The organism is Azospirillum sp. B510, from assembly GCF_000010725.1.
In the GTDB taxonomy this organism is placed as follows: domain Bacteria; phylum Pseudomonadota; class Alphaproteobacteria; order Azospirillales; family Azospirillaceae; genus Azospirillum; species Azospirillum lipoferum_B.
This window is the reverse complement of sequence record NC_013859.1, coordinates 98,827-112,706: the sequence shown is the minus strand read 5'-3', so window position 1 is coordinate 112,706 and position 13,880 is coordinate 98,827. Positions and strand designations below refer to the sequence as shown.

At 68.0% G+C, this 13,880-nt stretch carries 3 protein-coding genes and 1 pseudogene; 2 read left to right on the top strand and 2 right to left on the bottom strand.

Annotated features, from left to right (window positions below; translation table 11 throughout):
- The first annotated feature begins 2 nt into the window (after positions 1-2).
- Positions 3-2,354: an Orn/Lys/Arg decarboxylase N-terminal domain-containing protein gene (locus tag AZL_RS30445; protein ID WP_012978210.1), complete on the top strand. Its 2,352-nt coding sequence runs from the start codon at positions 3-5 to the stop codon at positions 2,352-2,354.
- A 378-nt stretch (positions 2,355-2,732) separates the two neighbouring features.
- Positions 2,733-3,038: pseudogene (gene tnpB / locus AZL_RS37745) on the top strand (IS66 family insertion sequence element accessory protein TnpB).
- A 345-nt stretch (positions 3,039-3,383) separates the two neighbouring features.
- On the opposite strand, the gene AZL_RS30435 reads toward tnpB, so the two are convergent.
- Both AZL_RS30435 and AZL_RS30430 read right to left on the bottom strand, forming a co-directional pair.
- Positions 3,384-5,288, bottom strand: coding sequence for a ShlB/FhaC/HecB family hemolysin secretion/activation protein (locus tag AZL_RS30435; RefSeq protein ID WP_012978208.1), 1,905 nt, complete (start codon positions 5,286-5,288; stop codon positions 3,384-3,386).
- Positions 5,289-5,309: 21 nt separating this feature from the next.
- The gene (locus AZL_RS30430; protein WP_042446548.1) at positions 5,310-13,841 is read right to left on the bottom strand and encodes a beta strand repeat-containing protein; all 8,532 of its coding nucleotides are present in this window, start codon (positions 13,839-13,841) and stop codon (positions 5,310-5,312) included.
- Positions 13,842-13,880 lie beyond the last annotated feature (39 nt).

The window sequence follows — 13,880 nt, the reverse complement described above, 5'->3', positions numbered from 1 at the left end:
CCATGGATTTCTTTCGACGCTTCTCCTTCCTGGTCTGCGCCCCGGCCTTCGACGCCGACGAACTGGAGGGCGTGCGCGTCCAGCAGATCGTCGCGGAGGTCGAGCGGATCGGCTTCGAGGTTGTGCGGACGCGCCGGGTGGAGGATGCCGAGCTGGCGATCCGCACCGACGCCGCCATCGGCTGCATGATCGTCGATTGGGGCAAGCGCGGAATGGAAGGCAAGCCGGCCTCGCTGATCGCGCTGGCGCGCAAGCGCGGTCTGGAGATGCCGATCATCCTGCTGGTCCGCCGCCAGCGGCTGGAGAACATCCCGGTCGACGTGCTGAACCAGGTGGACGGCTATGTCTTCCTCGCCGAGGAGACGCCTGAATTCATCGCCAAGAACCTCGTCTCCCGCCTCAAGCAATATGCCGAGACGCTGAAGACGCCCTTCTTCGGCGAACTGGTCGATTATGCCGAGGAGGGCAACCAGCTCTGGACCTGCCCCGGCCATAATGGCGGCATCTTCTACAGCCGCAGCCCGATCGGCCGCATCTTCGTCGAGCATCTCGGCGAGGCGGTGTTCCGCGACGACATCGACAATTCGGTGCTGGAGATGGGCGACCTGCTGGTCCATGAAGGACCGGCGCTGAAGGCCCAGAAGGAAGCGGCGAAGATCTTCGGCGCCGAACGCACCTATTTCGTGCTGAACGGCACCTCGGCCTCCAACAAGATCGTGCTGTCGGCGCTGGTGGCGGAGGACGACCTCGTCCTGTTCGACCGCAACAACCACAAGGCGGCCCACCATGGCGGCCTGTTCCTCGGCGGCGGCATCCCGATCTTCCTGGAGACCGACCGCAACCCCTACGGCCTGATCGGCCCGATCGACCATGAGGCGCTGGACGAGGAGCGCATCCGCGAGAAGATCCGCAACAACCCGCTGGTCAAGGACCCGGAGGCCTGGAAGCGCGAGCGGCCCTTCCGCGCCGCGGTGATCCAGCAATGCAGCTACGACGGCACCATCTACAGCGCCGAGACCATCCTGGCGAAGATCGGCCACCTCTGCGACTATATCCTGTTCGACGAGGCGTGGGCCGGCTTCCTGAAATTCCACCCGCTGTTCAAGGGCCGCTTCGCCATGGGGCTGGACGGGCTGCATGACGGCCATCCCGGCATCATCGCCACCCAATCCACCCACAAGCAGCTGGCCAGCTTCTCCCAGGCCTCGCAGATCCACGTCAAGGACAGCCACATCAAGGGCCAGCGCCGCCGGGTCGAGCATCGCCGCTTCAACGAGACCTTCCTGCTGCACGCCTCGACCTCGCCCTTCTACCCTCTGTTCGCGTCGCTGGATGTCGGGGCGCAGATGATGAAGGGCCGTTCGGGCGAAGTGCTGTGGGACGACACGATCCGGCTGGGCATCGAGCTGCGCAAGAAGATCCGCGCCATCCGCCGCGAGTTCGAGGAGCGCGAGAGCGACCCGGCCCGCCGCTGGTTCTTCGATCCCTTCGTGCCGGATCGGGTCGAGGTGGCCGGCTCCATGATGGCGTGGGAGGATGTGCCGACCGACGCGCTCGCCTCCGAGGTGCGCCATTGGGAATTCGCGCCGGGGGCCGACTGGCACGGCTTCCGCCATGTGGCGGCCGGCTATGCGATGACCGACCCCAACAAACTCACCCTGCTGACTCCCGGCTTCGACCGCCACAGCGGGGCTTATGAGAATCACGGCATCCCGGCCCCGGTGGTCGCTCAGTATCTGCGCGAGAACCGCATCGTTCCGGAGAAGAACGACCTCAATTCGATCCTGTTCCTGCTGACGCCCGGCGTGGAGTCGAGCAAGGCCGGCACGCTGCTCAGCGCGCTGGTGGCGTTCAAGCGGCTGCACGACGACAACGCGCTGCTGGAGGACGTCATCCCGGAATTCGTCGCCCGCCGGCCGGCCCGCTACACCGGCCGCCGCCTGCGCGACCTGTGCGCGGAGATGCATGCCTATTACCGCGAGCGCAACACCAACGATCTGCAACGCCGCATGTTCCGCCCCGACCATCTTCCCGCCATGGTCATGCCGCCGCGCGAGGCGGTGCGGCATCTGGTGCGCAACGATGTGGATTACCTGCCGATCGACCGCATCGCCGGCCGGATCGCCACCACCCTGTGGGTGGTCTATCCGCCGGGCATCGCCACCATCGTGCCGGGCGAACGGCTGGACGAGCATGCGCGGCCGATGATCGAGTATCTCCAGGTCTTCCAGGAGGGCGCCAACCGCTTCCCCGGCTTCGACAACGAGATCCAGGGGCTGTACCGTGAGACGGAAGCCGACGGATCGGTGCGTTTCTACACCTACGTCGTACGTGAGCCCGGACTGGACGGATGATCGGCTTTTAGGCGGGGGCGGGGCGGCACATCGTAAGCGATGTTCTGACCCCACCTTCCGGCGGGATCAGATCGGGGCGAATCTGCCGGATCGCATGATCGGGAGAACGGTTTGTGTCTACGCTCGACCTTGCACTTGACCAGGAGCCCGTGCGGGTGCGGCGCATGGAGGTGATCACGGGCGATGCGGGGCGCCGGACCTTGTCGTTAGAGGAGAAGACGGGGATCCTGGCCGAGGTGGCGGTGTCTGGGGCGACGGTGCCTGGCGCCGGGAAGCACGTACCACCAAGCGCTTCGAGGAATAGGGCATGGTGTCGCGGCGGCGGTGCTGGACACCACGACGCCGCCAGTCGCACCGAAGGAACTCCCGGCCATCGGGGTGCAGATCGGCATCGAGGGCGAAGTGCGGGTTCTGGTCGCCGCCAAGCCGGTCGATTTCCGCAAGGGCATGGATGGGTTGACCGCTCTGATGCAGCAGTAACTGGGGGCGGATCCCTTCAGCGGGGTCGTCTACGTCTTCCGCTCCAAGCAAACCGACCGGGTCAAACTCCTGCACTGGGACGGCACCGGACTGGTTCCCATCGCGAAGAGATTGGAGGCCGGACAGTTCCGCTGGCCAGCGATCCGCGACGGCGTGATCCGGGTGCGCGGCTTGCCGGTGCCGCGGCCGACGTCTGCCGCCTGAGCTGCAACACAGCGACTTCCTTGGCGAGGACGGCCCAAGCGGCCGCAATCCTGCGTGGGCTGGACCGCCCCCAGCACCGCAGTGGTGGCGGCGCCTGGAAGCGCCCTCAAAACCGGTTGACAGCCAGCCTTCAGCGGTGGGCAGGAGGGTGTTGTCGGCCAGCCAGACCCGGTTGGACTCGGCCACATGGAAGGCCTGTCCCAGCAGATCGGGAGCGACCGGCAGGCCATGGCGGCCGTCGGTCGTGACTGGCCGTAACCGGCGTGTGGCGGAACCCCGGATACCATGGCGGCACATCAGACGCGCCGACCGGCCCCGGCTGGCGGTGGTATGCACAGACGCCCATCAAAATGAGACCTGAACCCTGGCCTGGGCGGTCAGGGTGCCACGGCTGGTTTCCGGCCCGTCGGTTAGGGCCACGCCGATGTTCATGCCAGCCTGTAGGACCCGCGCCAGCGCATAATCGACGCCGGCCCCCAGCCCTACCAGCGTGGTATCGGCCCGTTCACCGATGCTCCGAAGGGCACCGATATTGTAGGTGTGGCCATGACCGACATCGAGAAAGGCAAAGGGCGAAACGGCGTCCTCCACCGGGCCGATCCCGGCACCGCCGAGACGACCCAGGGCGGCGAACGACTGCAGCCTCATTTCGTTACGTAGAACGAAACCGGCATCGACACTGCCGTCGTTCAGCGTATAGCCGCGGGTGGCGTACAGCCCGCCGATGGCAAGCTGCTCGGTTTCCGGCAGTGCCTTGCCCGCCATCTGGCCCGTGAACTCGGTGTTCCAGGAGACGCCGTCCAGCCATGACACGCCGGTCAACGGAGTCTCCCGGCTGAACACCCCATAGAGATAGGCGTAATCAGCCTCCTCGACGCGACCGTTGGAAAAGCTGTTCCATGCCGCACGGCTGTTTCCAGGCACCACGCCGGCCCGATTGACCACGGCACGGAGGTCGACAGCGGTCGAACCGCTCGCTTGGGGCCAGGAGCCGCCCCAGCCGACGGTGAAATCGAACACCCCCGCAGCCCCGTTGGCCAACCCGGTTCCCTGGCTCAGCACCTTGCGCGACAGCCACTTGGGCGTCACACCCCCGTAAAGGTCACCCCATCCGGCAAGGCCGGCATCGATGTTGGACAGCGCCGAGCGGTAGAGGATCGGCAGTTCGATGGTGGTGTTGCGGACGGTGAGAAGCCCGCCGGCGCTGTCCTGGGAGGTGACGACGAAGTTGGGGGTCAGGCTGAGCGCCTGCCGTGGAAAGGTCGGGAGGATGATGCGCCCGGCATGACTGGCATAGGACGGCCGGTTGCTTCCCGACAGCCTCAGGGAGCCGGGATCGGACACCACGTCGCGGCTGCCGGTCAACTGGTACGACAGGATGAGATCGTTGAGAGACTCAAGGCCGGCGGCGAAGCCAATGAAGACCCGGTCGAGCCCCCGGTTGCGCAGGCTGCCGGTGTTGGACGCTCCGGCATAAGCCTGCCACGGCCGTTGTCGGGTGACCTCCAGAGTCAGGTCGCTGGAACCCGGATCGGAGCCCGGTTCGAATACCCCGTTGAGCTGGCGGTAGGGAAAGCGGTTGAGCCAGTCCAGATCCTCCGAAATGCGCTCGGCCTCGATCAGCCCGCCGGCCGGTGCGCGGATGGAGGCGGCGAGACCGTCGGCTGCCACGGTGCCGTCCACCTCCCTGACGCGGACATTCCCTGTCCGGAAGAGCAGGGCACGGAGTTGCAGCACACCAGCGGTGATCTCCTGGGGCGGGGCGGTGATCGAGACGAACGGCCGCCCGGTCTCGCGATATGCTTTGGCCAGGGCCGCCTGGGCCTCCGCCAACCGCCTGCGCGAAAGGGGCTGGCCGAGGAACGGGCCGAGCGCGTCGGCGATGCGCTGCCGGTCCAGCCCCTCCACCCCCGATGACGTGATGCCCGCCGGGGGATCCGGCATCACCGGATCGGTCAGCCCGATGAGCCGGATGCCCTTGAGGTCGACGCCGAGCGGGGTGTCGTCGACATCGACTGCCGGGCCGCTGCCATAGCGCAGGCCGCCGCCCTCGCCTGCGACCGCTGGCGGCAGGTTGCGCTCCACCGGTACCGGAGCCTGCGCCGACGCCGCGTCCGGGGACAGTATTTGCAGCAGGACGAGCAGGACTGCCGGAGCGGCAAGCCATCGTGACGGTTCGGCCAGCCGGGCGAACGCCGTAGCGTCGCGGTGGAAGGTCGGGTTGTTGGCAGTGGGGCGTGCGACGATCATGGGCCGGAACCGTTCTGTTCGTCAGGGCATGGAGAAGCGGAGGAACCGGCCGAAAAGCGTGTTCTCCGGATGGGGGGCCGCTGTGCAGTCGCCGCTGGCCGCGGCACCGCCGATACAGGCCGCGGCACCGCCGGCGGTTTCCTGGGAACCGGAGCCGCCCGAGGAGCCTCCAGACGCGCCGTCGACGGCGGCTCTTGCATCGCCAGATGCTGCTTGGGGACCGGCGGTCGGGAAGGACACCGGAGCATCGTCGTTCCGGAAGGGTTGGGTCGTCGGCGAAGCCGTCACCACCACCAGATTTCGCGGCAGGGCCGCAACGGCGAGAACCTGCGTCAGCTCCTCAACCTGCACCGGCCCCGATGGGGGCTGCGGAGTCATGGTTTCCCCGGTGGCGGTTACCGTCAGCACCCCGGGCAGGAAGGTGAGGCCATAATTGGCGGAAGCGGCCAGCATGCCCTGCTCGATGGTGTAGGAACCGGCCGGCGAGGCTGTGCCGGCGGCCGTGCTCAGAGTCCCGTCGAGCGTGTCGCCGTTGGCCAGCCCCTGTCCGCCAACAGTGTAGGTCAAGGCCGGGTTGCCGGTGCCGATGGGACGGCTGAGGCTGTCCGCCGTCACCAGGATCGAGCGGGGGGTTACCGTCAAGGCTCCATCGACGTAGGTGATGGTGTAGTTCGAGAGGCCGCTGCCCTGGGCCGCCGACGCCGTAATGGCGTAGCTGCCGACCCCGGCGGTGGCCACCGTGCCGCTGCTGGACAGGCTGACCCCGGTCACGCTGTCGCTGTTCTTCAGGCCGGTGGCGGTGAAGCCGGTCAGCGTGGCGCTGTCGCCGTAGGTCTTGCGCGCCGCGTCGGCGGTGACGGTCAGCGCCGCCGGGTTCACCGTCAGCGTGCCGTCGGCATAGGTGATGGTGTAGTTCGACAGGCCGCTGCCCTGGGCCGCCGACGCCGTAATGGCGTAGCTGCCGACCCCGGCGGTGGCCGCCGTGCCGCTGCTGGACAGGCTGACCCCGGTCACGCTGTCGCTGTTCTTCAGGCCGGTGGCGGTGAAGCCGGTCAGCGTGGCGCTGTCGCCGTAGGTTTTGCGCGCCGCGTCGGCCGTGACGGTCAGCGCCGCCGGGTTCACCGTCAGCGTGCCGTCGGCATAGGTGATGGTGTAGTTCGAGAGGCCGCTGCCCTGGGCCGCCGACGCCGTAATGGCGTAGCTGCCGACCCCGGCGGTGGCCGCCGTGCCGCTGCTGGACAGGCTGACCCCGGTCACGCTGTCGCTGTTCTTCAGGCCGGTGGCGGTGAAGCCGGTCAGCGTGGCGCTGTCGCCGTAGGTCTTGCGCGCCGCGTCGGCGGTGACGGTCAGCGCGGCGGGATCGACCGTCAGCGTGCCGTTGGCATAGGTGACGGTGTAGTTCGACAGGCCGCTGCCCTGGGCCGCCGACGCCGTAATGGCGTAGCTGCCGACCCCGGCGGTGGCCGCCGTGCCGCTGCTGGACAGGTTGACCCCGGTCACGCTGTCGCTGTTCTTCAGGCCGGTGGCGGTGAAGCCGGTCAGCGTGGCGCTGTCGCCGTAGGTCTTGCGCGCCGCGTCGGCGGTGACGGTCAGCGCGGCGGGATCGACCGTCAGCGTGCCGTTGGCATAGGTGACGGTGTAGTTCGACAGGCCGCTGCCCTGGGCCGCCGACGCCGTAATGGCGTAGCTGCCGACCCCGGCGGTGGCCACCGTGCCGCTGCTGGACAGGCTGACCCCGGTCACGCTGTCGCTGTTCTTCAGGCCGGTGGCGGTGAAGCCGGTCAGCGTGGCGCTGTCGCCGTAGGTCTTGCGCGCCGCGTCGGCGGTGACGGTCAGCGCCGCCGGGTTCACCGTCAGCGTGCCGTCGGCATAGGTGACGGTGTAGTTCGAGAGGCCACTGCCCTGGGCCGCCGCGGCGGCGATGCTGTAGCTGCCGACCCCGGCGGTGGCCGCCGTGCCGCTGCTGGACAGGCTGACCCCGGTCACGCTGTCGCTGTTCTTCAGGCCGGTGGCGGTGAAGCCGGTCAGCGTGGCGCTGTCGCCGTAGGTCTTGCGCGCCGCGTCGGCGGTGACGGTCAGCGCGGCGGGATCGACCGTCAGCGTGCCGTTGGCATAGGTGATGGTGTAGTTCGAGAGGCCGCTGCCCTGGGCCGACGCGGCGGCGATGCTGTAGCTGCCAACCCCGGCGGTGGCCGCCGTGCCGCTGCTGGACAGGCTGACCCCGGTCACGCTGTCGCTGTTCTTCAGGCCGGTGGCGGTGAAGCCGGTCAGCGTGGCGCTGTCGCCGTAGGTCTTGCGCGCCGCGTCGGCGGTGACGGTCAGCGCGGCGGGATCGACCGTCAGCGTGCCGTTGGCATAGGTGATGGTGTAGTTCGAGAGGCCGCTGCCCTGGGCCGACGCGGCGGCGATGCTGTAGCTGCCGACCCCGGCGGTGGCCGCCGTGCCGCTGCTGGACAGGTTGACCCCGGTCACGCTGTCGCTGTTCTTCAGGCCGGTGGCGGTGAAGCCGGTCAGCGTGGTGCTGTCGCCGTAGGTCTTGCGCACCGCGTCGGCGGTGACGGTCAGCGTTGCCGGGTTCACCGTCAGCGTGCCGTCGGCATAGGTGATGGTGTAGTTCGAGAGGCCGCTGCCCTGGGCCGCCGACGCCGTAATGGCGTAGCTGCCGACTCCGTCGGTCGCCGCCGTGCCGCCGGTGCTGGACAGGGAAACCCCGGTCACCCTGTCGCTGTCCTTCAGGCCCGTGACCGCATAGCCGCTCACGCTCGCCGTATCGCCGTAGGTCTTGGTAACGCCGTCGGCGGCGATCGTTAGCGTTGCCGGGTTAACCGTCAGCGTGCCGCCGGTGTAGCTCACCGTGTAGTTCGACAGTCCGGTGCCTCGGGCCGACGACGCCGTAATGGCGTAGCTGCCGACTCCATCGGTCACCGCCGTGCCGCCGGTGCTGGACAGGGAAACCCCGGTCACCCTGTCGCTGTTCTTCAGCCCGGTGGCCGTGAAGCCGGTCAGGGTCGCCGTGTCGCCGTAGGTCTTGGTCACGTCGTCGGCGGCGATCGTCAGCGTTGCCGGGTTCACCGTCAGCGTGCCGTCGGTGTAGCTCACCGTGTAGTTCGACAGCCCCGTGCCCTGTGCGCTGGAGCCGCTGATGCTGTAGCTGCCGACCCCGGCGGTTGCAGCGGTGCCGGTGCTGGACAGAGTCACCCCGGTCACGCTGTCGCTGTTCTTCAGGCCCGTGACCGTGTAGCCGCTCAGCGTCGCCGTATCGCCATAGGTCTTGGTGGCGTTGCCGGCGGTGATCGTCAGCGCCGCCGGAGTCACGGTCAGCGCGGCACTGCCGTAATAGAACACCCGATAGTCCGTGCCCTTGGCGCTGGTGACCGTCGCGTTCGACGCGGGTTGGCTGGCGGTGGTCGGCGTTGCCGAAACGGCGGCGGTCGGGTCGGTGGCGATCGTGGCGCCGGTCAGGGTCAGGCTGTCGCCGGCCTTGCCGAAGATGTAGTTGCTGAGGCTGCTCTGCGTGCCAATCGCGGTCACCGTGCCCGAACCGCTGCTATAGACCGTGTCGGCCGATAGGGCCTTGACCCAGGTCACGGGCGCCATGGCGTAGAGAACGGGATAATAGCCGCTGCTGGGCGGTACCCAAACGCTGTCGAAATCCCAGCCGGAGGCCCCCGTCATGAACGACGCCGTGTCCTGGAACTGCGCCGTCGTCAGGCCGGTCATTCCAGCCACCGTGGACGCCGAACCGGCATGTTCGGTCGTCCCGGCGACGGTGGTGTCGAAATAGGAGGATGTGATGGTACCGCCGGCATAAAAGCCAAAGAATCCGCCGACCATCGAGGATCCCGACACGGATTTCGCCGCATAGGATTGACTGATGGCGCCGGTGTTCATCCCGACGAAGCCGCCGACCGACATGTTGGCGGATACCGCGCCGCCGGTTGCGTAGGATTGGGAAATGCTGCCCGTGTTGTTGCCGACGAAACCGCCGAAATCGGTGCCGATGGTGCCGGTCAGCGCCCCCGTGGCGTAGGACTGGGTGATCGTGCCGGAATTCTTGGCGGCAAAGCCGCCGACCGTGCCACGGCCGGTGACGTCCCCGGTCGCATAGGACTGGGTGATCGTGCCGGTGTTCTCGCTGACCAGACCGCCGATCTCATCGCCGCCGACCGTGGGGTGCGACACCATTGCCGTAACGTAGGATCGGGTGATCGTGCCAGTGTTCTTGCCGACGAGACCGCCGAGCGCAGACCCCTGGACGCTCCCGGTGACATAGGCGTTGGTGATGGTACCGTCGTTCTGGCCGGCAAGACCGCCGACGGTATAGCCGGCGCCGGTGATGGCGATATCGGTCAGGCCGACGTCATGGACGTTGCCGGCGGCACCGATGACGCCGAACAGCCCCTGATTCGTCCCGGAATAATCTTCCGGTCTGATCGCCAGCCGCTGGATGACGTGCCCCTGGCCGTCGAGCGAGCCGGTGAACGGGGTCGAACTGTTCCCGACCGGCACGAACCCGTGCTTGCTTCCGCCGATGCTCCACATGCCGGCCGCGCTGCCGCCGCCGGTTTCGCCGGCGTCCACGTCGGCGGCCAGCGTGTAGGCGGCGGTGGGGTCCAGCGCCATCAATTGAAGCTGGTGGGCGTTGACGATGGATGTGGCGTGTTCCGAGCGCAGGAAGGGCCGGGTCTGGCCGTCGACGAGATACCAAGTGTTCGTCAGGTCGAAGTTGCCATAGGTGGCGGTGCTGAAAGCGTCCGCCGTCTCGATGCCGGTGACGGTGTTTCTGGCGCCGTTGCCAGTACCGGCTGCGTCCGCCTGCCCCGTCGTGCCCTTGTCCCAATAGCTGGCGTTGATGCTGCCCTCGGCGTTCCGGCCGGCCAGCCCGCCCGCCTTGCAGTCGCCGGAGGTGCAGGTGTTGGCCAGGGTCACCAGTCCCGTCGCATAGGCGTTGGTGATGGTGCCATAATAATTGTCGCCCACCAGGCCGCCGATGAAATGCTCTCCATCGCTGTTGTCGATGGTGCCGGTGACCGATCCGGTGGCGTAGACGTTGGTGACGGTGGCGTCCTCGACCCCGCCGAGCAGACCGCCGGCCTTGTTGTCCGTCGCCGTGACGGCGCCGGTGGCGTAGCTCTCCGAAAGAGATCCTGCGCCGTTCCGCAGGGCACCGATCAGGCCGCCGACGGTTGCGTTCCCGCTCACCGCTCCGGTCGCATAGGCCTTCGTCACGCTGTCCGCGGAGCTGTCGCCGATGAGACCGCCGACGCTATTGGTCCCATGAACCGCGCCGGTCGCATAAACGGTGTTGACGGTTCCGGCCTCGGATTCGCCGACAAGACCGCCGACATTGCTGTCTCCGATCACGGTGACGGCCGCATGGGATTGCGTGATGGTGCCGGTGTTGCGGCCGACCAGACCGCCGACCCCGGTCCCTCCCGTCACGGTTCCCGTCGCATAGGCGTTGACGATGGTGCCGCTGTTCTCGCTGGCAAGGCTGCCGGCCTGCGCCCCGGAGCCGGTGATGCTGACATCGGTCAGGCCGATGTCGCGGATGCTGCCCGCCGTGCCGACGACGCCGAACAGCCCCAGCTTCGCGCTCCCATCCGTGGAGGCGAAGGTCAGCCCCCGGATGACATGGCCCTGGCCGTCGAGCGAGCCGGTGAAGGGCTGCTGGGAATTCCCGACCGGTGCGAAACCGCTCTGGTTTCCGCTGATGCGCCACATACCGGCGGCGCTGCTGGCGCCGGTGTCCCGGGCATCGATGTCGGTGGCCAGCGTATAGGCGGCGGACGGGGCCATCCCCATCAATTGAAGCTGATGGGTGTTGCCGATGATGGTGGAGTATTCGGACCGCAGGAATGGCCGCGTATACCCCTCGACCATATACCAGGTGTTGGTGAAGTCGAAGCCGGCATAGGACGCGGAGGAAAAGGCGTCCGTTGTGGTCAAGCCAGTGCCAAACATGCTGGCGTCCTGGCCTGTCGTGCCCCTGTCCCAGTAGGAGGAGGAGATCGTGCCGCCGGATCTAGCGCCGACGAATCCACCCGTGTAGTTTCTCCCCTGCCCCACGATCGATCCCGTGGCGTAGGATCGCGCAATGGTGGCTACGCCGCCGTTCGCCCCGGCAAAACCGCCGACGGACGAGCCTTGGGTGACGCTTGCCGTGGTGTAGGAATCCGCAATGGAGCCGCCCCCATGGTTGAAGCCGACAAAACCGCCGGTCGAGCCGGCGCCGCCCGTCACGCTGCCCGTGACATAGGATTGGGTGACGGTCCCGATGTTGTAGCCGACCAGACCGCCGATGTTGGTACCGGATGCCGTCACAACCACCGTGGCATGGGACTGGCCGATGGCCCCGGTGTTGGCACCGGCCAGACCGCCGACTTTGTCGCCGGCCCCGGTCACGCTCCCGACAACGTGGGTTCGGGTGACGGTGCCGGCGTTGCTGCCGACCAGACCGCCGACAAAGCTCTTGCCGCTCAGGGTGGCGCCGGTCAGGGTGAGATCCCTCACCGTGCCGCTGCTGCCGATCGTCGCGAACAGACCGACATTGTCCGTCCCGGGGGCGCTGACCGTCAGGTTGGAAATGGTGTTGCCCAGCCCGGCAAAGGTGCCGGAGAAGCTTCGGGATACCAACGCGTTGGTGTAGGTGGTTCCCGCCGCGTCCAGGTTCTTGACCAGCGCGTAACGCCCCGTCGCCCCGCTGCTGTCGATGGAAGCCAGATCCGCCAAGCTGGAAATCGTCTGGTAGTACTGGAACGTTCCCGCCTCGCCGATCCGCAGAGTCGGGCTGGAACCCGACATCGTGACCGACGCATTGTTTGCGATCGTATAGACCCGGCCCACGCCGTATTGCAGGTTCAACCCGGCACCGTTTCCCGTCGCGGTGATCGGGGCGTTGACGACGATGTCGCCGGCCGCGGCGAGCGTCAGCGCGGCGCCGGTAGACCATGTCACGGGTGCCGCCACGGTGATGGTGCCGTCCTGGCTGCCGCCCGCCCCGGTGGACACCGCGACGTTGGCCCATGTCAGGGCGCCGTTCAGGGTGGCGACGCTGAGCACGCTGTCATTGCCGCCGGCGGTCAGCACGCCGGAGAGGTCGGAGACGTTGCTGTCCGATCCCGCGGAGATCGTCACGTTGTAGGGGTCGAGCAGCAGCGTGCCGAACGCGCCCTCCGCCGCGCTCAGGTCCGCGGTGCCGCGGAAGGACAGGGTTGCCTTGCCCGACACCTCGGCGTCGCCGCCCTTGCCGCCCGCACCGGTCCCCCGCGCCTTGATCGCACCGGCGAAGTCGGTATGCTCGTCCGACCAAACAACCACGCTGCCGCCATCGCCGTCGGTACCGTCGGCGGACAGCCGTGCCCCGGCGGCGACGGCGGTCGTCTTGGCGTTCGCCACAGTCTCCTTCAGCGTCTTGCGGGCGGCGTCCTTGCCGCCCTGATAGTCGCCGCCCACCGCGATCGCCCCGCCGCGGCTGCCGGAGACATCCACCGTGGCCGTGCCGGCCACTTTCACCGCCGTGCCGGTGACCGCCACCGTGCCGCCCTTGCCCGCGGCGCTCTTTCCATCCTTGCCTTTTCCCTCCTTGCCTTTGCCGGCCGATCCCCTGGCCGACAGCGTGCCGGTCACCGTGGCCGTGCCGCCGGACACCCGGATGTCGCCACCCTCGACCGCACCGGTTTCCGTCCTCCGGGTCGCGGCGAGGGTCCCGCCCGCCTCCACCGTGCCGCCGTCACCGGCGGTCAGGAAGATGCGTCCCCCGCTGCTGGCGGTGCCGGTGGCGGCGATCACGCCGCCGGTGTTCCCGGCCAGCGCATAGACGTTGCCGCCATTGGCGCGGATCTCCGCCGCCGCCGCGGCGATCCGCCCGGAGGTCGTGGCTGCGGTGTCGCTCCCGCCGACCTTGACCTGGAACTTGCCACCCTCGACCGCGCTATCCTTCACCAGCACCTCATAGCCGGCGGCCAGGCCCACTGTGCCGTTGGGGGCGGTCAGGGTGCCGGTGTTGGTCACCTCCCGCGCGATCAGCGCCACGTCGCCGCCCAGCGAACCGATCGACCCGGCATTGGTCACCGTCGCCTTGGACGTGCCGGAAAAGTTCTTGTCCCCGCCGTTCAGGAAGGCCGCGTCCGGAATGTCGAGGGTGGAGGCAGTGAAGGACCCACCGGTGAGCACCTTTCCGCCCGGTCCCACAGCCACACCGGCCGGGTTGATCAGATAGACCGATCCGGTCGCGGTCAGCGAACCGTCGATGCGCGACGGGATGTTGCCGGTGACGCGGTTCAGCGTCGCGCCGCCACCATTGTTGATGACGACGCTGTTCCCCGACCCGATGGAGAAGCTGTTCCAGTTGATGACGGCGTTCCGGGAGGTCTGGTCGATGATGACGCTGGTGCCCGACGGGGTGGCGATGGACACTGCCCCGGCGGCGACCGACGGACCGGCCGGCAGGGTCTGGGCCGAGGCCGGTGCGATGGCGCTTTCCATCAGGGCGACACTGGCGATCAGCCACAGCGACAGTTTGGCGATGGATCGTCCGGAACACCGGGGCACCGGGTGCCATGGTGCTCGGGACGATCCCCGGCCGGGGAT

Coding starts and splice junctions, on each gene's coding strand:
- AZL_RS30435 (WP_012978208.1), bottom strand. CDS start 5,288: ATGATCGTCGCACGCCCCACTGCCAACAACCCGACCTTCCACCGCGAC.
- AZL_RS30445 (WP_012978210.1), top strand. CDS start 3: ATGGATTTCTTTCGACGCTTCTCCTTCCTGGTCTGCGCCCCGGCCTTC.